We start from the raw sequence: 17,918 nt of genomic DNA, 5'->3' as shown, positions 1-17,918 counted from the left end.
CCGCGACGTCGCCGACAGGGCCGCCGAGCGGAGTTCGTCCGTTGAACGGCGGTGGGTGGGGGCTGGAGGACGGTCCGGTGCCGACCAGCTCGTCGGTGTACCGGAAGTCCTCGAAGACCTCCAGCAGGACGCCGAGCAACGCGGTGACCGAGTCGCGGCCGAGGTAGGGCTTCACCATCACCGGACTGTGGAACTCGATGCCAGGGTCGAGCGCACTGGTGATCGCGGCGAGGTCCTTGGCCTCCACCGCGTTCCGGAACGTTCCGCGTGCCGTCACCTGAGCTGCTCCCTTCACCCGCCGTCGGACGGGTCAGTTCATCGTCTGAGGCGGAACGGTGTCGGCGGGGGGCGCGCTGTCCGCGGAATCGGACGCATGATCGGAGGGCTGCGAGCTGGACGGGGAGCCGGACCGGGTGCCGGACGGGGAGCCGGACGGGGAGCCGGACGGCAGGGCGGCGAACGGGTGTGCGGTGGGGGCGGCGGCCCGGGCGAGGTCCTCGGCCCAGGCGCGGTAGCCGGCGGGCGAGGGATGGAAGCCGTCCGAGGCGAACAGCCGGCGGTCGCGCGCCATCCCCTCGTCCATGGGGGCGTGGACCGCGCCGCCCGCCACGGCCACGTCCCGCATGATCCGGTCCATGGACCGGGCCCGCGCGCCGAGGACGAGGCGCAGCGGCTGCGGGATGGCGGGGAACCGGTGCACGGGCGGCATCCCCGCGACGACCAGGGTCGCGTCCGCGTACCTGCCGCGCAGGACGGCGATGAGGTCGGCCAGGTCGGCCGTCCAGCGGCGCAGCGGCCGCCGCCGGATCAGGTCGTTGATGCCCACGGTGACCACGACCAGGTCGAGGGCCGGTGGGCCGCCCGCGGCCGGGACGAGGCCGGTCGTGACCCGGCGGGCCGTGGCGCCGTTCTCGCCGGTGACCGACCAGGCCACGCTCCGCCGGAGGCGCTCCTTCAGCGCCTCCGCGAGGAAGCCCGGCAGCGCCTGCGCGTGCTGCGACGCGCCCACCCCCGCGGCCGTGGACTCGCCGATCACCACGACCCGGAAGGCGGGGCCGGATCCGGGGTTCGCCCCGGGGACGAAGCCGTGCTCGTCGCCGGACGCGGGGTCCAGCCGGGGCGTGCGGCGCACCGTCCGCCATGCCTGGACGACCAGGACCGGCGCGAGCGGGATGAGCATCAACGACTGGGGGACGCGGGCCCGCCAGCGTCCGTTCAAGAAGGAGAATGGTTTCTTCATCTCTATCCCAGACTTAGAAAATTGTCCCCCGAGGCTCAGATCGCCCGCTCGCCGAGCAGGCTCCGTGCGATGTCCGCGATCACCTCCGCGACATAAGCGTGCCCTCTCGGGTTGAGGTGGATTCCATCGGCGCTCCACATCGCGGGGTCGGCGACTTTCGCCACCGATTCCCGCGCCGGAAAAGACATTCCGAACTCGCGTGCAGCGCGGCCGAGCTCCTCGTTGAAGTCGTGAATCCGCTGGACGGTGCGTTTCTTGCGGAACTGCGACATCGGGGCCAGGTCGAGCAGCGGCGGGCGCGGCACCGGGATCGCGAGGGCGACCGCGCCGCGGCCGGCGGCCCAGCCGAACACCTCGTCCAGCCGGGCGGCGGCGGCCGCGCGCTCGAACCCGCGGAGCGCGTCGTTCATGCCGCAGCCGAGCACGACCAGGCCGGGCCGCAGTTCCCGGACGGCGGGAAGCTGGTCGCGGACCACGTCCTCGATCGTCGCGCCCGGGTCGGAGGCGTTGAGCATCTCCTGGCGGGGAATGCCCAGGTGGCGGGCCAGCCGCCCGGCCCAGCCGAGCCATCCGCCGGCGGGGTCGGGATCGTCCTGGCCCTCGGCCACGCTGTCGCCGAGCACCACCATGGCGGGCGCGACCGCACCGGCGCCGGGGGCGCCGGTCTCCGGCACGCCGACCTGGGGAACGCGGGCCTGGGGAACGCGGGCCTCGGGGACGCCGACCCCGGAGACGCCGCCGTCCAGGGCGCCGCCGCCCATCACGCGCCGCCGCCCGGCGCGCGGGCGCCCATCACGCGCCGCCCATCACGCGACGAGTTCGAGCAGGTAGTCGGTGAGAGCCGTCACCGTCTCCCGGCGCCGGGCCTCGGCCACGTCGACCTCGACCTGGAGGTGGTCCTCGATGTCGCTGATGATGCTGATGGCGTACACCGAGTCCACGCCATAGCGCGCCAGTTCCACCGTCGGGTCGATGTTTTCCGCCGGCTTGTCGAGGTAGAAGGCGATCCTGTCAAGAAGCCACGATTGCAGCTCGTCGTGGGAAATTGTTTCCGATCCGGTCACCGCACTCCTCCCTTATATCAAAGGATCTTCGAAGCATTCGCGATAGCTATCGGAAGACGAGCAACACGCAAGATACAGGCAAATGGATGATGTGTCTCAGATCCGGATGTGAACGATCGGACACAACCATGTCTCCGTTCCGTAAATTATGTCAGTGGCGACGTAAATCGGCACAGAGCTACCGATTGGTAACCGGTGCCCTTAAATGACCCGCCGGAACCATGATCGGAAACCCCCTGTCCCCCCGCGCCCCATCGATCCGTTCCTTCTCGCGGGCCGCATCACGGCACGCGACCTGCGCCGTTTCCCAGCGGACCCGCCGCGAACGGCCGCCCGCCGCGTCCGCCGCCCCGCGCCGGCGCGCCGCCAGACGGCACGTTCCATGAGAATTTCGGACAACTGCACTGGCCGTCCAACACGGTCCGGCTCTCTTGCCCCGAGGGAAGGGACACCTTGCGGCAGGGTCAGCTCCCGTCCAGGCGGCCGGCCACCGGTACCGGGCCCCGCACCCGGGAGACGACCGGGTTCGGCTCGCGGGCCTGCGCGAACCGGTCCAGGACCGCGTGCGCGTGCCGCGACCGCCAGCGGTGCGCCGCGATCCGGTGGAACCTGGCGAGCCCCGCCGCGCCGGGACGCGCCGCGCCGGAGAGCGCGTAGCCGTGGTCGAGCAGGCGGGACGCGAGGACGTGCTCGACCAGGTCCGCCTCCCAGCCCTGCAGGCGGTCCCGCCACGCCCCGACGCTGCGGGTGTTGGGCGCCTCGTGCGTGCCGAGATGCCACGCGCGCGCGGCCGGCACCGTCCGCCGGGCGTGCCGGTACGCCCTGGTCATCTCGGGGTCGTACTCCTCGCCCAGGAAGGCGCACAGCCGCACCAGCGCGAGCCGCGGATCGGTGACGAGATCCTCGTACCGGAGCTCGTGGAAGGTGCCGGCCCCGAGGCGGGGACCGAGCCGCTTGCCCGTGTCGACCGCCTCCCGCCAGGTCAGCGCCGCCGCGTGGATGTCACCCTCGAACCACGGCATCCGCATCAGCGAGCTCACCGCGTCCCGGCCGTCCCGGACGAGATGGACGAACTGCGCGTCCGGGAACATCCGCCGGAGCATCGGCACCCGGCGGAAGTAGCTCGGGCGCTTGTCGCCCCAGCGCGGCTTGCCGTGCCGCCGCGCGTAGGCGCGGAAGACGATCGCGAGCGCGGACCCGAGCGTCGGGGGGCCGTGCACGATCTCCTCGATCACCTCGTCGGCGTCCAGCTCCAGGACCCTGAACTTCGTGTTCCCGCCGCGGGTGATCCACTCGGCCAGCGCCCGCCGGTTCGCCACGCGCTCCAGATCGCCGAACCGGTGCCGGGCCTCGTACGCGGTGTGCACGAACCTCGTCTCGGACGGGAACGCGATGCGCCGGTGCGAGTGCAGCATCTGCTGGAGCAGGGTCGTCCCCGATCTGGGACAGCCGAGCACGAAGACAGGGCGGCTGAGCTGCGGATTCATGGGCTGCGTAGGTACCCGCGCCCGCTGGGCCGAAGCCCAAGGCCAAATCAACGCAACCTGAAAGTTCCTCCGGAACCGCACAGATCGCGCAAAGCGCCCGCGGCGTGCGCGTGGTCAGCGTGTCCCGTCCGGGTGTGCGCAGCTCACGTCGGTCGCGGGGAGGACGCCGGTGCGCAGGTAGGCGTTGACGACACGGTCCGCGCACGGGACGGGCGTCAGTCCGTCGGCGCCGCGCCCGTAGACGCCGTGGGAGCGGATGTCCGCCGAGATCAGCCGCGAGCCCTTGAGCCTGCGGTGCATGGCGACGGCGCCCGCGTACGGGACGTTGTTGTCGCCCTTCGCCTGGAGGAGCAGCAAGGGGACCCGGTTGCGGAGCTCCACTCCGGGTTCACGCGGCTCGGTCCTCCAGAACGGGCACGGGAAGATGGCGTTGGCCGTCGCCGCGAAGACCGGCTGGGTGCGGCGTGCGCGCTCGATGTTCCGCCAGTACCGCTCGGGGTCGGACGGCCAGCCCCCGGCAGGCCAGGCGCCGTCGCCGCAGAAGAACGCGTTGCCGCTGTTGAACTGGTTGTCGAGCTCGGGGCTCGGGGTGTTGAACACCTCCAGCCACATGCGGAGCTCGGGGATCGGCTCGACGGGCCGTCCGGCGGCGGCGTCGGCCAGGTTGCGGACGGCCCTCGCCATGACGTCGTTGTACTCCTCGGTGCCGACGAACTGGCGCAGGATGAGGCCGAGGGCGCTCGCGTCCACCGTGGAGCCGCCGATGCGGAGCGGGCCGCTGTCCACGCGGGAGGACAGGCTCTCGACGGTCGCCCTGACCTCGCCGGGGGTGCGTCCGAGGCGGTAGGCGCCGGAGCGGCGGGCCGTCCAGGCGGCCCATTCGTCCAGGCCCCGCTCCTGGGCGGCGCCTGCGGCCTGGAAGTTCTCGTACTGCGTCAGCGCCGGGTCGGTGACGCTGTCGATCACGATGCGGCCGGCGTGCCGGGGGAACATCTGGGCGTACACGGCGCCCAGGTCGGCGCCGTAGGAGATGCCGTAGTAGGACAGCGTGCGCTCGCCCAGGACGGCGCGGATCAGGTCCATGTCGCGGGCGACGTTGCGGCTGGACGCATGGGGCAGCAGTACGGCGTTGTTCCCGTGCTCGTGGCAGCGCCGCGCGGTGTCGCGCGCGTTCCGGACCGACGCCTCGAACGCCTCGCGACGGGAGTGCGCCGGCTGCGCCTTCGGGGAGATCCCGCAGTAGATGGGAGTGCTGCGGCCGACGAACCGGGGGTCGAAGCCGATGAGGTCGTAGCGGTCCGCGGCGTCCTTCAACGCGGATCTGAGGTGGGCCGTGTAGTCCAGCCCCGGACCGCCGGGCCCGCCCGGGTTGGTGAGCAGGACGCCGCTGCGGTGCGCGCGGTCCTTGGCCTTGATCCGGGAGATCGCGAGCGTGATGGACGGGCCGCCGGGCGCCGCGTAGTCGAGCGGAGCCGTCACCTGCGCGCACTGGGCGCCCGCCTTGATCAGCTCAGTGGCGTCCGCCGGGCACGCGCCCCACCGGAGCTCCTGGCCGAGGTAGCGCGCCAGACCTGAGGAGGAGGACGGACGGGTCGGCGATGCCGCGGCCGAGGCGGTCCCCGTCCAGCCGACGAGACCGGCGGTGGCGATCGCGGCGGCGGCCATCGCGGTACGTGGGAGGGTCATGGGTCCGATCCCATCGCCTCCGCGGGTCGAAGATCATTACGGCTGGCCGGTGACCCGGGGTGGGGGCAGCCCCACGGAGGCGAGGACCCGGCTGGACGCCCACACCTGCCGCCCCCGCTAACCGAGAGGGGACGAGGCGAGACGGGGCGTCAGGCGCCGGGGCCGGGCGGCGGGGGCGGGACGTCCTTGACGCCGTGCTGCCTGAGCGACATGTCCACCGCCAGGTCCCACCGGTCGGACAGCTCCCGCGACATCGCGTACGCGTCGTCGCACATCGCCGCCGCGACCTGCGCCGTCTCCCGGTCACCGGCGCGCTCGGCGACGCGCCGCAGCATCTCCCCCGCGGCGATCTGCAGGTGGGCGGCGACGTAGGCGTCCCGCATGTGCTTGCCCGCGGGGTCGCGGCGGCTGCGGCCGAGCCCGCCCTCGACCACCGCCGCGAACAGCATCCCCGCGTCCCGCACGATGGACGGCGCGGACCCGTGCGCCTTCAGCCGGGCCTCGATCGCCCGCGTGTGCGCACGGGACCGCTCGGCGTAGCGGCCGAGCGGCCTGCACATCTCCGGCTCGTTCGCCGCGGTGGTCAGCATCTCGCTGAGGGCGGCCTGCACGTGCTGCTGCAGGGCGTGCGCGTCCTTGAGATAGCCGGCCAGCTGCCTGTCGATCGTCGTCATGCGCGAAGCCCCGTCAGCCGGACTTCCCCGGGCGCCGGCGGCGCGGTGCCGGCAGCTCCTTGACGATCACGGCGATCACGGCGAGCGCGAACAGCGCGATCATCAGGCGCAGCACGCCCGGGCCGATGCGGATTCCCTTTCTCATTCTCACTCCCTTCCCCTGTCGATGCGTGTGCACGTTCTCCTTGCGGGCGGCCGGACGGTCCCGCCCGGCCACGTTCATGCGGTCGGCTCCTCCTCGCGGAGCGCCTCGTGCCTGCCCGGCCCGGGGACGGCCGTGAGGACCCGCCACGTCTCGACCGGCAGCAGCGCGGTCGTCTCGTGGCGCCAGGGGGCCTGGCCGGTGCGCGGCGCGCCGTTCTCACCGGGGTAGAAGACCGTCCCGTCGAAGGCCAGGCCGAGCGGGACGCCGCTGTCGCCCAGGGCGCGCAGGTGGCGCTCGGCCGCGGCCCGCACGCCGTTCCGGCACGGCAGCGTGAGCGTCAGCTCCGTCCCGCCGTGGAACGTGGGCACGGTGGCGCCGCCGCGCGCCCACGACAGGCCGGCGGGCGCGATGGTCACGGTCGTGGTGAGGAGCACGCACTGCACGGGCCCGCCGTCCAACCGCCGGAGCCCGACGCGCAGGCTCAGGACGGGTGCCGCAGCGGCCGTCCCGGCCTCGACGCCGAGCACCTCCAGGCCGAGCTCGGGCCTGGCGTTCATGATCATCACCTGCCTGGTGCTGCCCGGCGGGCAGGGCCCGAAACCCCGCCCGCGATCCCCGGGTGCGGGGATTAGGGAGATTTTCCGGTGCCATGCCGGACGCCTGCCGGAACTTCGCAGAAGTGTTGCTTGACCTTGAGCGCACTCCAGCTCCTAGGTTCGAGCGCGATCGCCGTTCGAGGGCGATCGCTATCCGAGGGAGTCATCCGCATGCAGTACCGCAAGCTCGGCCGGACCGGCGTCGAGGTCAGCACCCAGTGCCTCGGCGCGATGATGTTCGGCGACGTCGGCAACCCCGACCACGACGAGTGCGAGCGCATGGTCCACCGCGCCCTGGACGCCGGGATCAACTTCATCGACACCGCCGACATGTACTCCGCCGGGGAGAGCGAGCAATTCGTCGGACGCGCCATCAAGGGCCACCGGGACGAGGTCGTCCTCGCGACCAAGTTCTGGTTCCCGATGGGCGAGGAGCGCAACAGGCGCGGCGGGTCGCGGCGGTGGATCGTCCAGGCCGTCGAGGACAGCCTCCGCCGCCTCGGCACCGACCACATCGACCTGTACCAGATGCACCGGCGCGCATGGGACACCGATCTGGAGGAGACGCTCGACGCCCTCACCGACCTCGTCCGCCAGGGCAAGGTCCTGTACCTCGGCACGTCGTCCTACCCCGCAGACCAGATCGTCGAGGCGCAGTGGGCGGCGCAGCGCCGCGGCACGGCGCGGTTCGTCTGCGAGCAGCCCCAGTACTCGATCTTCGCGCGGTCGATCGAGGAGTTCACGCTGCCCGCGGCGCGGCGGCACGGCATGGGCGTCATCCCGTGGAGCCCGCTGGCCGGCGGCTGGCTGACCGGCAAGTACCGGCGCGGCGAGCAGGCCCCGGCCGGATCCCGGTTCTCCGGGACGTCGCACCCGGCGTGGGAGCGGCGCGCCGTGGACGTGGAGCCGAACTCCCCCGTCCGCTACGACGCCGTCGAACGCCTCACGAAGATCGCCGAGAACGCCGGGCTCTCGCTGACGCACCTCGCGCTCGGCTTCGTCGCCGAGCATCCCGCCGTCACCTCGACCATCATCGGCCCGAAGACGATGGAGCAGCTGGACGACCTGCTCGCCGCCGCCGACGTGCGCCTGGACAGCGCCGCCCTGGACGCGATCGACGAGGTCGTCCCGCCGGGCACCGACATCGCGGGCATCGAGCACGGAAGCGGCAACCCCGCGCTGTCTCCCGAGAACCGTCGCCGTTCCGTTGTGGACCGGCTCTCCGCCACGGCCTGAGCGAACGAGCCGCCTCCTCCTCTGCCCGCGGGCTCAGGGGAGGGGGCTGCGGCCGAGGAAGGCGACCAGGCGGTCACCGGCGGCGGCGTCCGGGGCGGGCTCGACCGGGTCGGCGAACAGCGGCCGGCGCGCGGGCTCGGGGACCACCAGCGGGCAGACCGTCAGCAGCTCGTCCGCCAGCGCCGCCGGGATGGGCGTCCCCCGGCCCGACGCCTGCGCGATGTCCCAGCCGTGGACGGCCACCTCGATCGCCCCGGCCGCGGTCATCAGGTCCCCGCCCAGGTGGCGGTCACCGACCTCCACCCGTCTCGGCGAGACGGACGCGCGCAGCAGCCGCACGGCCCGCACCCGCACCGCCGACACCGGGTCCTCGTCCGGCGCGGGCGGCTCCGGCAGCATGTCGACGCGCCCATGGCGGATGCCGTCGTCCAGCGCCGCGAGGGAGTCGCGGAGGTGCAGCAGCAGCATCTCCAGGTCCCACGACGCGCACGGCGTGCGGCGGGACATCATGCCCGGCGTGACCGCCTGGACCGAGGTCAGCGCGAAGCCGATCGCGCGCTCCATCAGCCCGCCCTCCTGGGGGACGAGCCGTGGCGCATTCGTCCGCTCGTGCATCCGCGCTCCAATCGTGGTGCCGGCCCTACTGTTCTGTGGACCATCCGCACGACGGAAAGTCATCGGACGGCGCGGATCACGCGAGATCTTCAGTACGGGAAGAGCGAAACGCCACATTAGGGACCCAAATCCCTACGTTCGCGTCGGGCGGTCCGCTCGGTTCGGGAGGCGGCGTTCAGGAGGCGACGCCGTCCACCATCTGCAGCCGGATCGCGATCGACCGCGCCTCGGGGACGTCGAGCATCTCGAACAGGTCGAGGGCCTGGCGCCAGTGGATCCGGGCGGCGTCGGCGCCGCGGAGCTGCAGGGTCGCGCCGGCGATCCCCTCGTGCGCCTTTCCCTCCCCGTACGGGTCGCTGATGTCGCGCGCGATGGCCAGCGCCTGCTTGTAATGGTCGAGTGCGGCGGAGCAGCGTCCGGAGGCGCGGTGCGCGTCCCCGGCGCCCTGCAGAGCCCGCACACGCTGATGCGGATCTCCGACCTCGCGCGCCAGCCGTTCCGCGTCCTGATGGTGGACGAGCGCCTCCGTCGGACGGTCCATGAGCAGATACGTCACGCCGAGGCTGTTGAGAGTGTCGGCGATGTTCCGCCGCTCCCCCGTCGCGCGGAACACGGCGATCGCCTCACGATGGCAGCGCAGCGCCTCCTGGTATTCGCCCTTGTACAGGTGGACGTTCCCGATGTTGCTTTTGAGAATGGCGTTGTTGCGGCCCTCGTCGATCCGGCCGAACACCCGGGCCGCCTCCAGGTAATGCTGGACGGCGTCGCGATGGTAGCCGCGCTGCCGCTGCACTTCGCCGAGATTGTTCAGCGCCGCCGCCTCACCGCGATCGTCGCCGGTGCGCCGGTACCCGTCGAGCGAACTCCGCATGTGGACCATGGCCTCCTCATAGCGGCCGAGATACCACAGGGCCATTCCCGCGTGGTCGAGCGCTTCCGCCTCACCGTGCCGGTCGCCGAGCCACCGGTAGATTCCCTGGGATTCCTGGCAATGCGCGAGCGCCTCGCGGTAACGGCCGGTCGCCAGCAGGTAGATGCCCATCCGGTCGAGGACCTCGGCGGTGGCGGGCCGGTCGTCCGCGGTCCGGTTCAGGGCGAGCGCCTGTTCGGCCGCTTCGAGCGCTTCGGTGAAACGTCCGGTGCGTGCCCTGGTGACGCTCAATTCGTGCAGCGTCTGCGCGGTGAACGCCGCGTCCCCGAGTTCACGCGCCGCCTGGAGGGCTTCTTCTTGCGCCTCGGCGGCGCATTCATGGTGTCCGTGCACTTCCAGGTAACGGGAAAAGAGGTGCACCAGCAGCACACCGTCCTGCTTCCTTTCTCGTGCTATGGCGTGGTGGGCGAGCGCGAGGCCGTTGCGCCATTCCTCGTTCATCCATGCCTGCGCCTCGCCAATGGCCGGTGAAGGGTCGTCGTCCGCCGTCCCGTCCGGGACGGGAAGCCTGCGCCGGTGCGGATGCAGGACGCGATCCGCACGATGGACGCGTCCGAGGTAATGGTTCAGCAGGCGTCCGAGGGCGCGCCTCCGGTCCCCGTTGGAGTCCTCGGCGAACGCGCGGGACCGGGCGAACGCGCGGACGAGATCGTGCATGCGCAGCCGTCCCGGCCGGGGCTCGTCCACGAGATGGTGATCGAGCAGGGTCTCGACGGCGTCGTCCGCGACGCCGGGCGGGCATCCGCTCAGGATCGCGGCCGCCCGCGCCCCGGTCTCCGGGCACGGGCTCAGGCCCAGCCGCCGGAAGACCGTTCGCTGGTCGTCGGTGAGCGCGCGGTAGGAGAGCTCGAACGCCGCCTCGGCCAGGCCCTCGTCCTCTTCGGGGAGCGCCGGTCCGTCGAGAGGGTCGTCCTGCGGGCTCGTCACGGCGCGCCCCGCGGCGACGCGCAGCGCCACCGGCAACCGGCTGCACCGGCGGACGATGTCGTCGACCTGCTCGGCGGTGAGGCGGTCGCCCGCGATGGCGCGGACGAGCGCACGCGCCTCCTCCATGCCAAGAACGTCGAGGGGCAGGTAGCTCGCACCGGGAAGCCCGGCCAGCCGCCGCCTGCTGGTGATGAGGAACCGGGCCGGCCCGGCGGCGACGATCGCGCGGATCTGGTCCACGCCGGTGGCGTCGTCCAGCACGACGATCGCGCGCCGCCCGCCCAGCTCCCGCCGCCACAGCGCGACCCGGGCCTGGAGTTCGGCCGGGATCCGCTTGGACGGGACGCCGACCTGCCGGAGCAGTTCGGCGAGCGCGGCGTGCGGCGACATCGGCGGCCGCTCCGGGTCGTGCCCGCGCAGGTGCAGGTAGAGCCGGGCGTCCGGATACCGGTGCGCGAGCACGCGCGCCGCGCGCATGGCGAGCGCGCTCTTCCCGACGCCCGCCAGGCCGGTGATGACCGAGATCCGCGCGGGGGCCTCCCCGGCCTCGGTCGCCGGACGGGTGAGGACGCCGAGTTCCGCGTCCCGTCCGGTGAAGTCGGCGGCGACGGGCGGCATCGGATCGTCCGGGAACAGCGCGGTGGGCTGCGGGCCCGCGTCGGGGTCCGCCGTGGCCGCCGGGCCGGGCGGCGCGCCGGTGGGCTGCGGGGCCGCGCGGCGGTACCGCGGAATCGCGGCCAGGTCGAGGTCGCGCCGGAGTATCCGCTCGTGCAGGTCGCTGAGCCGCTCCCCCGGTTCCGTGCCCGTCTCGTCCGCGAGCAGCCGGTGCACCCGCCGGTAGACGGCGAGCGCGTCCGCGTGCCGGTCGCACCGGTACAGCGCGGTCATGAGCAGCGCCGCCGCCCGCTCGTCGAACGGATTCGCGGCGGTGAGCCGGGACAGGTCGCCGACGACGACGTCATGGAGACCGAGCCGCAGCTCCGCCTCGATCCGCTCCAGCCGGACGGCGTGGAGCTCCTCGCGCAGGCTCGTGCGCAGGCCGCGCGCCCATTCGCCGGGAAGCCCGGCGAGCGGCTCGTCGCCGCGCCAGAGCGCCTCCGCCTCGATGAGCAGGGAGCGGGCGTGCTCGTCGCCCCCGCTGTCGGCGATGGCGCGCGCCTGGCGGCGCAGCCGCCGGAACCGGTGGAGATCGACCGCCTCGGGGTCGAGGGTCAGGACGTAGCCGCCTGGACCGTGCCCCAGCGGCGCGTTGTCCGCGTCCGCGTCCCTGAGCCTGCGTCGCAGCCGCGACAGGTAGCTCGCCAGGTTCCCCCTCGCCCGCGCGGGCGGGTCCGGGCCCCAGATCCTGGCGGCCAGGGTGTCCGGGGAGACGGTGTGACCGCATTCCACCGCCAGGACGGCGAGCACGCAGCTCTCCTTCGGCGAACCGGCGTCGAGCCGCCGGCCCTCCACCCGCAACTCGACCGGACCGAGGAGCGCGACCTCCTCCATCGTTCCCTCCGAATGACCCCAATACGGAAGGTCTCACACGAAATGTCCAGTTACTACCCCCACTGGCGCATTGATTAGCTCTAGTGGTATTAATCCACATTGCATCTAGGGAACAAATGTTCGACTTACCGGCAATCGTGGACGACGCCCGAAAAGGTCATTCTCGGACCTCGTTGACCGTTATGCCCGATACAATCGGGCCGAAGTGACCTAAACGGGCGGTCCGGTCGATCATAGACAAGCGGCAGCAACCTCCTATGACTCACATGTCACACCGGAATCGGCTACGCTTGGGCAAGCCCGGCTCCCAATGAAGCCTCGGGCGCTGGTCGACAACGACTTTCTGCAAGTGCAGAAGCACACGCGAAAGCTGGATATAGAAACGGAGCACCGAATGGTCCCCATCTTCATTTGGTAGCAAAGGACCGGGGGGATCTCGTGAGAGTTCCACCCCGGTCCTTCTGTGGTGCTCAGTAGTCCCGCTCCCACCTGGGTTGCAATCATCCGTGCAGTCCCCTGCAAGAGTCCCGTCCAGAAGGGACGCGCATCGTGGCTCCGAGGCGGTCATCCAGGTCGCCGCATCAATCGGGGCAAGGGGGACGCAATGTCAGTCGACGGATGGTCTGTAGGACCGTTCGGCCTGGACAACGGAAAGGGTGCGACGCTCTCGGGGCTTCGGACGGTCCTCATGGTCGTCCACCATCTGACGTCGGCGACCAGGCTCGCCGACGTCGCACCGCTGGTCGAGCGCGACCGGCGGATCCAGACGGTCTACACGGTGGCGCCGACGTCGGCGCTCACCGCGGGGACGGCCCACCACCTGGCCGCGTCCGGCGCGGTGGTCGTTCCCTTCGAGCAGGCGTCGCAGACGCAGTTCGACCTGGCGGTCGCGGCGGGCGACGGGGCCCTGGAGCGGATCCACGCGCCGGTCCTCGTGCTTCAGCACGGTGCGGGCCCGGCCAAGCTGGCGCGCCGGTGGGACGGTGCGGGCCCGCCCGCGGCGCCGCCGATCGCGGGCCTGCGCCGGGAGGCGATCGTCGCGGGCGGCCGGGTCATCCCGTCCGTCCTGGCGTTCGCGCATCGCGACCACCGGGACGCGCTGGAGCGGATCTGTCCCGAGGCGCTGCCCGTGGCGCGGATCGTCGGCGACCCGGCCTACGACCGGCTCCTCGCCAGCCTCCCGTTCCGCGACCGCCACCGCGCCGCGCTCGGGGTCGCGGACGGACGGCGCCTCGTCGTCGTCTCCTCCACCTGGGGGTCGCGGGCGCTGCTCGGCCGGCACCGCGACCTGGTCCGGCAGCTCGCGCTCGACCTGCCGTCCGAGGAGTACCGCATCGTGATGGCCGTCCATCCCGTCGTGTGGAGCTGGCACGGGTTTCGCCAGCTCACCGCCTGGTACGACGACTGCCTGCGGCTCGGCGTCGGGCTGCTGCCCTTCCACGAGGGCTGGCGCGCGGCACTGGCGGCGGCCGACCTGGTGATCGGCGACCACGGGTCGGTGACCGCCTACGGCGCGGCGGCGGGCGTTCCGGTGCTGCTCGGCGCGTTCCCGGCCGACGAGGTGGTGCCGGGTTCGCTGAGCGACCTGCTGGGACGGTGCGCACCGCACCTGGACCCGCACCGGCCGCTCCTCGGCCAGGTCCAGGACGCCATCGCGAACCCGTGCTCCCGGGTGCCGCTGTGCGACCGGCTGACCTCGGAGCCGGGACGGGCGGCCGTCCTGCTGCGGCGCGAGATGTACTCGCTGATGGGCATCGAGGAGCCGGCGGAACCGCCGGCGGCCGAGCCGGTTCCGCCGCCGGAGCTGATCACCTGCCACCGCGAGCGGAGCGGCCTGTCATGAGCGCGCTCCCCGTGCACGCGCGTCTCGTGCAGGCGCGCCTCACGCGATCGCCCGTCCCGGACGGCGGCGACGCTCACGTCACAGCACAGGGGCCGCACGACAGCCTGGGCTTGACGCTGACCCGCTTCTCCGTCGCCGACGAACCGCCCACGTCCGACCCTCTCCTGGACGAACACCTGGCGATCTGTCTGGACGGCGAAGACGCCGGCTGGGCATCGGTGGCCGACGTGCTGCTGCACAACGGCCGCCGTCCGCCCGAGTGCTTCTCAGGGCTGGTGGTCTGCACCATGCAACCGGCTGGACGCTGCACCATCACCGTCAGGGACGAGCCGGACGCGGCCTTCACCACGGAGGCTGCGGACGCCGCCTGGTTCGCGTCGTTCGTCCACGCGTGGCTCGTCACCGGACACCGCGCGGGCGCGCTCGCGTCCATGCGGATCACGGTCCGCCGAGCTCCGCCAGCCGCTCCCTGATCGCCCGCGCCTGATAGGAGCCGAGCTCCTCGAAGACCGCGGCCGCCTGCTCAAGGTGGCCGCGTTCCGCGGCCGGGTCGCCGTGGCGGGCCGCGAGGCGCGCCTGCGCGACATGGATGTTCGCCAGGGAATGCCGGGCCCCGACGCGGGCGGCGGCCGCCCCCGCCTCCGCGAGGGCCTCGCCCGCCTCGGCGTCCTGGCCGTCCGCGATCAACGCGTCCGCGAGGGCGCCGAGCGTCCGTGCCCGGTTGTAGTCGTCGCCGCGCCCGGTGAAGAAGACCAGCGCCTCGCGCAGGCGTCCGGCCCCCGCCTCGGACCGGCCGTCGCGGACGAGCGCCTCCCCGAGCCGCCGGGTCATCATCGCCGTGCTCCGGGCGGCGTCCCCCGGCACACCGCGGCTGGCTTCCAGCGCCCGGGTGAAGGTCTCTATCGCGTGGGCCACGTCGCCCTGCGCCATCTGCGCGACGCCGAGGCACTCCAGCGCCGCCACCTCGCCCTCGACATGCCCGGCGTCGCGCTCCAGGGCGAGCGCCTCCCGGCCCAGCCGTGCCGCCGCGGCGAAGTCGCCCAGGTTGAGCTGCGCGACCGCCAGCGCCTCCAGCATCCGGGCCTGGGCGACGGGATCGCCGAGCGCGACGGCCGACGCGAGACCTTTCTCATGGGTCTCGACCCAGACCGCGTAATGCTTGCGAAATGTCAGGACGCCCCACAACGCTTCGCACATCTCCCAGGTATCGCGATGCGCTCCCCGCTCATGCGCATCGGCGATCAGGTCGCGGAGGAGAGGGAGTTCGCCTTCGATCCAGCCGATCGCCTCCGCCGTCCCGGAAAAGGGGACGGCGGGCGGCTCATCGAATTTCCGGCCCAGATGCCAGCGATCCGGAATGATGGCGCGGTCCGCCGCCGCCGCCATTCCCAGATAGTGGTCCATGAGCCGCTGGAACGCCTGCTCCCTCGCCGTCTCGGGCTCGACCTGATCGGCGACGGACCTGGCGTGCAAATGCGCGAGATCATGGAAGCGGAATCTGCCGTCCGCGCCGGCGTCGACCAGATTGACGTCGACCAGGGCGTCGAGATCGCGGGCGGTCTCGTCCGCGCCTTCGCCGGCGACCGCCGTCGCCGCCGGAAGCCCGAACCACCCGTTCGGATGGACGCTCATCAGCCGGTACAGCCGCGCGGCTGACTGCGGCAGATCCCGGTACGTGACGTCGAAGACGGCCTGCACGGACAGATCCTCCTCACCGAGGACGGCCAGGCGCCGCCGCTCGTCGGCCAGTTCCCCGACGAGCCGCTCGATGCGCCAGTGCCCTCGCGTCGCCAGCCGGGCCGCGGACGTGCAGAGCGCCAGCGGGAGCCGTCCGCACAGGGCGGTCAGCGACCGGACGGCCTGCGGTTCGGCCGCCGTCCGCCCGGTGCCGAGCATCCGGTCGAGCAGCTCGACGGCCCCGGTCTCGTCCAGCGGGTCCAGCGGCAGGAAGGACGCGCCGTCGACCGCCAGCCCCGACAGCCTCCGCCGGGACGTCACCGCCACCACCGAAGGCCCGCGCCCCGGCAGCAGCGGACGGACCTGCGCCGCGGACGCGGCGTTGTCCAGCAAAATGATCAACCTGCGTTCCGCCGTGAGCGTGCGGAAAAGGGCCGCCTGCTCATCGAGATCGGCGGGCACCGCCTCCGGCGCCACCCCGAGCGCCCGCAGGAACCGTCCGAGCGACTCGCCCGGAGTGGCGGGCGCCCCGGCGGAGAAACCGCGAAGGTCGGCGAAAAGCTGCCCGTCGGCGAATCCAGCGACGACGCGATGCAGCCACGCCAGCGCAAGCGACGTCTTCCCGACTCCCCCGACACCGCTGATCACGATGACGGCCGCCTGTTCACTCGCGCCGTCGCTCAGCCGCCCGAGTATTTCCAGTTCCCGGGAACGGTCGGTGAAGTAAGGGCGCGACGCCGGCAACTGGGCGGGCACGGCCGGATAGCCGGTGTTCGTGTGCAGATGTATCCCGCCATGGACGGTGCCCGCCTGAACCACCGAACCGGACACGTCCGCAGCGACTTCATTACGCAATGACGGCTTTTCGGGCCGCCATTCCTCCGCATCGCGTTCGGGCAAGGAATCAGCTCCACCGGGGGGCGAGGACGCTCAGAACCCGGGTCAACATAACCCGGCGGCCACCGCGCGGCAAGCGAAACGGGCATGACATGGCGAGCCGACAACGCAAATACGGCACATGGTGCATGGGACCGAAATAGCATAGGTGCGCTCTATTCCGTCCAGACCCCTCGGGCCCTTCCGTCACCCCCGGCTCAACCTGAACAGATGCGGGCGGGAACGGCCGGAACGTGATGAACTGAACGAATGACAGATCCGATGACCGTGGCCATTGCCACCGCCCTGGCGGGCAAGGCCGTCGAGGTGGCGAGCGAGCCGGTGCGCGCGGCCGTCGCCGAGATCTCCCGGCGCGTCCGCGAGCGCCTCCACGGCCGTCCGTCCGACGAGGAGGCGCTCGCCCGCGCGGACGACGACCCCGAGATCCTCCAGGGCGCCGTCCTGCGCCTCTTCGACGAGGACCCCGGCTTCCGCGCCGACGCCGAGAACCTCTGGAACCAGGCGCAGACAATGGCGTCCGCGTCCGACGACGGAGTCGTCAACATCTTCAACGGACAGGCCCAGAGGGTCATCCAGGCACGCGACATCAAAGGCGACCTGAACCTCGGCTAGCCGAAGACCTGTCAGCGGCGGGCCCCTCCCCTGACGGCTTGGAGAAGCCCCTCACCGCCCTGCCCGTTGACCATCCGGACCATTTTCTCCAGATCCGGAGTGAGGTTCCTGTCGTCCTGGAGTTCGGCGATGGCACCGCGTATGACGGCGTGAATACGCCGCGTCCCCGCTCCCAGCCGCGGATCGGCCGCACCATCGTCGATTCCGCGGGCGACCAGGTCAACGCCCTGCGCGCTCATGATGTACTGCACCGCCAGCACGGTGTCGAGACGAGCCTGGTTCGCGCGCAGATTTCGCGCCGACGCCATCGCCATCGTGTTGTGGTCCTCCTGCCCGTCCTTGGCGGGCCGCGAAAGCGTCCCGGACGGGAAGGCCCGAACCTGCATTTCGGGGACCAGCGCCGTCGCGACGGTCTGAAGCTGCACCATGCCGGAATTCAGCCCGACCTTCCCCCCGGCCAGATTGGCGGGCAGCCCGTAACTCCACCTGCTGGAGAGCAGCCGCGCCGACAGCTCCTGCGAGAGCACACCGGCATCGACCAGCCCGGCGTTCAGCGCGTCCAGCGAATGACCGAGAACCGCACCGTCCCAGTTGCCGCCCATCACGAACTCCACCTGCCCGTCCTCCTTCCGGAAGACCAGGGGATTGGACGTGGACGCGTTCATCTCCGGAGTGAGGACCTTCTCGGCATGGTTCAGGTTCTGCCGCAGGGACGCCAGAATGTGCGGCGCCGCGCGCACCTGATGTTGCCCCCGTTTGGCGGGCATGGGTGATGTTGCCCCCGTTTGGCGGGCATG

At 72.0% G+C, this 17,918-nt stretch carries 16 protein-coding genes and 1 pseudogene; 4 read left to right on the top strand and 13 right to left on the bottom strand.

What is annotated here, in order from left to right:
- From ETD83_RS16420 to ETD83_RS16385, 9 genes and pseudogenes are all read right to left on the bottom strand, one after another.
- Positions 1-277: pseudogene (locus tag ETD83_RS16420) on the bottom strand (hypothetical protein); the annotation flags it as partial.
- Between the two features lie 33 nt (positions 278-310).
- Positions 311-1,240, bottom strand: coding sequence for an SGNH/GDSL hydrolase family protein (locus tag ETD83_RS16415; protein WP_138646000.1), 930 nt, complete (start codon positions 1,238-1,240; stop codon positions 311-313).
- A 35-nt stretch (positions 1,241-1,275) separates the two neighbouring features.
- Positions 1,276-2,001 (bottom strand): SGNH/GDSL hydrolase family protein, encoded by a 726-nt coding sequence (locus ETD83_RS16410; protein ID WP_138645999.1) that lies wholly within the window; start codon positions 1,999-2,001, stop codon positions 1,276-1,278.
- Positions 2,002-2,046: 45 nt separating this feature from the next.
- The gene (locus ETD83_RS16405) at positions 2,047-2,304 is read right to left on the bottom strand and encodes an acyl carrier protein (protein ID WP_138645998.1); all 258 of its coding nucleotides are present in this window, start codon (positions 2,302-2,304) and stop codon (positions 2,047-2,049) included.
- Between the two features lie 464 nt (positions 2,305-2,768).
- A complete protein-coding gene (locus tag ETD83_RS16400; protein WP_138645997.1) occupies positions 2,769-3,791 on the bottom strand; it encodes a sulfotransferase family protein in 1,023 nt (340 codons plus the stop codon).
- Between the two features lie 114 nt (positions 3,792-3,905).
- Positions 3,906-5,477, bottom strand: coding sequence for an alpha/beta hydrolase (locus ETD83_RS16395; RefSeq protein WP_205717709.1), 1,572 nt, complete (start codon positions 5,475-5,477; stop codon positions 3,906-3,908).
- A 149-nt stretch (positions 5,478-5,626) separates the two neighbouring features.
- Complete coding sequence (locus tag ETD83_RS16390; RefSeq protein ID WP_138645996.1) at positions 5,627-6,151, bottom strand: DUF892 family protein; 525 nt, start codon at positions 6,149-6,151, stop codon at positions 5,627-5,629.
- 13 nt (positions 6,152-6,164) lie between these two features.
- Complete coding sequence (locus tag ETD83_RS45350) at positions 6,165-6,296, bottom strand: hypothetical protein (protein WP_268920462.1); 132 nt, start codon at positions 6,294-6,296, stop codon at positions 6,165-6,167.
- Positions 6,297-6,370: 74 nt separating this feature from the next.
- Positions 6,371-6,853: a DUF6084 family protein gene (locus tag ETD83_RS16385; RefSeq protein ID WP_138645995.1), complete on the bottom strand. Its 483-nt coding sequence runs from the start codon at positions 6,851-6,853 to the stop codon at positions 6,371-6,373.
- A gap of 210 nt (positions 6,854-7,063) precedes the next feature.
- On the opposite strand from ETD83_RS16385, the gene ETD83_RS16380 reads away from it, so the two are divergent.
- Positions 7,064-8,128 carry an aldo/keto reductase gene (locus ETD83_RS16380; RefSeq protein ID WP_138645994.1) on the top strand — a complete coding sequence of 355 codons (1,065 nt, stop codon included), beginning with the start codon at positions 7,064-7,066 and terminating at the stop codon, positions 8,126-8,128.
- A 33-nt stretch (positions 8,129-8,161) separates the two neighbouring features.
- Here the strand turns inward: ETD83_RS16380 and ETD83_RS16375 are convergent, their stop codons facing one another.
- On the bottom strand, positions 8,162-8,743 hold the full coding sequence (locus ETD83_RS16375; protein WP_171064243.1) for a TIGR03086 family metal-binding protein: 582 nt from the start codon (positions 8,741-8,743) through the stop codon (positions 8,162-8,164).
- A gap of 175 nt (positions 8,744-8,918) precedes the next feature.
- Positions 8,919-12,092, bottom strand: a complete 3,174-nt coding sequence (locus ETD83_RS16370) for an AfsR/SARP family transcriptional regulator (RefSeq protein ID WP_138645992.1) — start codon at positions 12,090-12,092, stop codon at positions 8,919-8,921.
- 604 nt (positions 12,093-12,696) lie between these two features.
- Here ETD83_RS16370 and ETD83_RS16365 point away from each other — a divergent pair.
- Positions 12,697-13,935 carry a UDP-N-acetyl glucosamine 2-epimerase gene (locus ETD83_RS16365; protein WP_138645991.1) on the top strand — a complete coding sequence of 413 codons (1,239 nt, stop codon included), beginning with the start codon at positions 12,697-12,699 and terminating at the stop codon, positions 13,933-13,935.
- On the top strand, positions 13,932-14,408 hold the full coding sequence (locus tag ETD83_RS16360) for a hypothetical protein (protein WP_138645990.1): 477 nt from the start codon (positions 13,932-13,934) through the stop codon (positions 14,406-14,408). Before ETD83_RS16365 ends, ETD83_RS16360 begins: the two co-directional genes overlap by 4 nt.
- Here the strand turns inward: ETD83_RS16360 and ETD83_RS16355 are convergent.
- Entirely contained in the window at positions 14,374-16,512 is a 2,139-nt protein-coding gene (locus ETD83_RS16355) for an ATP-binding protein (RefSeq protein ID WP_171064241.1), read from the bottom strand. The two genes, ETD83_RS16360 and ETD83_RS16355, sit on opposite strands and share 35 nt — an antisense overlap.
- Positions 16,513-16,770: 258 nt before the next feature.
- Here ETD83_RS16355 and ETD83_RS16350 point away from each other — a divergent pair, with 258 nt between their 5' ends.
- Positions 16,771-17,121, top strand: coding sequence for a hypothetical protein (locus ETD83_RS16350; RefSeq protein WP_138645988.1), 351 nt, complete (start codon positions 16,771-16,773; stop codon positions 17,119-17,121).
- Between the two features lie 11 nt (positions 17,122-17,132).
- Here ETD83_RS16350 and ETD83_RS16345 read toward each other — a convergent pair whose 3' ends face one another.
- Positions 17,133-17,888 (bottom strand): aromatic amino acid lyase, encoded by a 756-nt coding sequence (locus tag ETD83_RS16345; protein ID WP_138645987.1) that lies wholly within the window; start codon positions 17,886-17,888, stop codon positions 17,133-17,135.
- Positions 17,889-17,918: the final 30 nt, after the last annotated feature.

The sequence above is a fragment of the Actinomadura soli genome, from assembly GCF_005889715.1.
In the GTDB taxonomy this organism is placed as follows: Bacteria; Actinomycetota; Actinomycetes; order Streptosporangiales; family Streptosporangiaceae; genus Spirillospora; species Spirillospora soli.
The sequence above is the reverse complement of the archived record's forward strand: the minus strand, read 5'-3'. Positions and strand labels throughout refer to the sequence as shown.

Bases quoted from the DNA above. Each gene is read 5' to 3' on its own strand.
- ETD83_RS16350 (WP_138645988.1), top strand. From the start codon at position 16,771: ATGACCGTGGCCATTGCCACCGCCCTGGCGGGCAAGGCCGTCGAGGTG.
- ETD83_RS16360 (WP_138645990.1), top strand. From the start codon at position 13,932: ATGAGCGCGCTCCCCGTGCACGCGCGTCTCGTGCAGGCGCGCCTCACG.
- ETD83_RS16380 (WP_138645994.1), top strand. From the start codon at position 7,064: ATGCAGTACCGCAAGCTCGGCCGGACCGGCGTCGAGGTCAGCACCCAG.
- ETD83_RS16370 (WP_138645992.1), bottom strand. From the start codon at position 12,092: ATGGAGGAGGTCGCGCTCCTCGGTCCGGTCGAGTTGCGGGTGGAGGGC.
- ETD83_RS16365 (WP_138645991.1), top strand. From the start codon at position 12,697: ATGTCAGTCGACGGATGGTCTGTAGGACCGTTCGGCCTGGACAACGGA.
- ETD83_RS16390 (WP_138645996.1), bottom strand. From the start codon at position 6,151: ATGACGACGATCGACAGGCAGCTGGCCGGCTATCTCAAGGACGCGCAC.
- ETD83_RS16400 (WP_138645997.1), bottom strand. From the start codon at position 3,791: ATGAATCCGCAGCTCAGCCGCCCTGTCTTCGTGCTCGGCTGTCCCAGA.
- ETD83_RS16415 (WP_138646000.1), bottom strand. From the start codon at position 1,240: ATGAAGAAACCATTCTCCTTCTTGAACGGACGCTGGCGGGCCCGCGTC.
- ETD83_RS16410 (WP_138645999.1), bottom strand. From the start codon at position 2,001: ATGGGCGGCGGCGCCCTGGACGGCGGCGTCTCCGGGGTCGGCGTCCCC.
- ETD83_RS16345 (WP_138645987.1), bottom strand. From the start codon at position 17,888: ATGCCCGCCAAACGGGGGCAACATCAGGTGCGCGCGGCGCCGCACATT.
- ETD83_RS45350 (WP_268920462.1), bottom strand. From the start codon at position 6,296: ATGAGAAAGGGAATCCGCATCGGCCCGGGCGTGCTGCGCCTGATGATC.
- ETD83_RS16385 (WP_138645995.1), bottom strand. From the start codon at position 6,853: ATGAACGCCAGGCCCGAGCTCGGCCTGGAGGTGCTCGGCGTCGAGGCC.
- ETD83_RS16375 (WP_171064243.1), bottom strand. From the start codon at position 8,743: ATGCACGAGCGGACGAATGCGCCACGGCTCGTCCCCCAGGAGGGCGGG.
- ETD83_RS16395 (WP_205717709.1), bottom strand. From the start codon at position 5,477: ATGACCCTCCCACGTACCGCGATGGCCGCCGCCGCGATCGCCACCGCC.